We start from the raw sequence: 1,651 nt of genomic DNA on the forward strand, positions 1-1,651 counted from the left end.
CCGTGACCGCAGATTCGTTTGGCATGTAGTTCTTGGAGCAGTTCAGATTGGTCAGCATGGTGTTGTTGCTCACATCCAGCGTTTTCAGCTGATTCTCATAGCAGTCCAGATAGGTCAGCTTGGTGTTCTTGCTCACATCCAGCGTTTTTAACTCATTGCTAATGCAGACCAGGGCAGTCAGCTCCGTATTGTTGCTCACATCCAGTTCGGTCAGCTGATTGACAGCGCACTCCAATATAGTCAACTCCGTGTTGTTGCTCACATCCAGCGTTTTCAACTCATTGACACTGCAGTTCAGCTCGGTCAGCCCTGTGAAATACTGGATGCCCGCAAGGCTTGTAATGCCCTTGTTCTCTATTGACAAGGACTTTATTGAAGCAACATCATTCTCATAAATTGGCGTAGGTTCGGCCTTGCCAATCGTCGTGCGCACCGCCGCTAGGAATTTTGCATCTGTAAAGTTGGCAGTGATGTCGGTGCCAGTAGGCATACCAGGATTCTGCGGGACAAAGGTAAAGTCTTTCGTCAGGCTCGTGTTAAGCCCCGTGACCGCAGATTCGTTTGGCATGTAGTTCTCGGAGCAGATCAGCGCGGTCAACTTGGTGTTTTTGCTCACATCCAGCACTGTCAGCTGATTCCTATAGCAGCCCAGTTCGGCCAGCGCCGTATTGTTGCTCACATCCAGCGTTTTCAGCTCATTGTCATCGCAGAACAGATACTTCAGTACCATGTTCTTGCTCACATCCAACGTTTTCAACTGGTTGTAGGAGCAGTGCAGCTGGGTCAGCTCGGTGTTGTTTCTCACATCCAGCTCGGTCAGCTGATCTCTAGAGCACCACAGCCTGGTCAGATCCGTGTTTTTGCTCACATCCAGCTTGGTCAGTTTAATCGCAGAGCAGTCCAGATTGGTCAGCTTGGTGTTGTTGCTCACATCCAGCTCGGTCAGCTTAAGGACATTGCAGATCAGCTGGATCAGATTAGTGTTTTTGCTCACATCCAACGTTGTCAACTGGTTCCTGGAGCAGTCAAGACTGGTTAGCTCCGTGTTTTTGCTCACATCCAGCTCGGTCAGCTGATTTTCAGAGCAATTCAGATTGGTCAGCTTAGTGTTTTCGCTCACATCCAGCTCGGTCAGCTGATTTTTAAAGCAGTTCAAATAGGTCAGCTTAGTGTTTTTGCTCACATCCAGCACGGTCAGCTGATTTCCAGAGCAGTCCAGATATGTCAGCTCCGTGAAATACTCTATGCCCGCAAGGCTTGTAATTCCCTTGTCTTCTATTGACAAAAAGTTTCTCGAAGCAAAATCATCCGTATCATAAATTGGGTCGTTTTCATTCTTACCAAGCGCCATACGTACCTCCGCAAGGAAGTTTGCGTCGGTAAAGTCGGTAGTAATGTCATTCCTTAGGGCAACAACTGTTACGGTAATCTGCGGAGCAGTCACGCCATGTTTCACGTTAAGACCCTCCGGCAGGTCAAGGGTTGGCGTAAAGACATAGTCTTCCGCCATATTACCGTCATAAGCAGGGTCGGAAGTCCAGCCGGACACATCAACTGTTGTTTCTTCTTCGGAGTCGGTAGTTACGGTGACAGTCAAGTCACTTGGGAGATTCAACTTATCCACGGTTGTACCAGCTTCTACCTCTTGTGA

Annotated in this window: 1 protein-coding gene; it reads right to left on the reverse strand. The window is 48.6% G+C overall.

Features of this window, described 5'->3' with window-relative positions; genetic code table 11:
* A partial coding sequence (locus RTK36_RS07750; RefSeq protein WP_312045916.1) for a leucine-rich repeat domain-containing protein occupies positions 1-1,624 on the reverse strand: 1,624 nt, incomplete at its 3' end.
* Between the last annotated feature and the right edge of the window lie 27 nt (positions 1,625-1,651).

It is taken from the genome of Anaerotignum sp. (genome assembly GCF_031981185.1).
Taxonomy (GTDB): Bacteria; Bacillota; Clostridia; order Lachnospirales; family Anaerotignaceae; genus Chakrabartyella.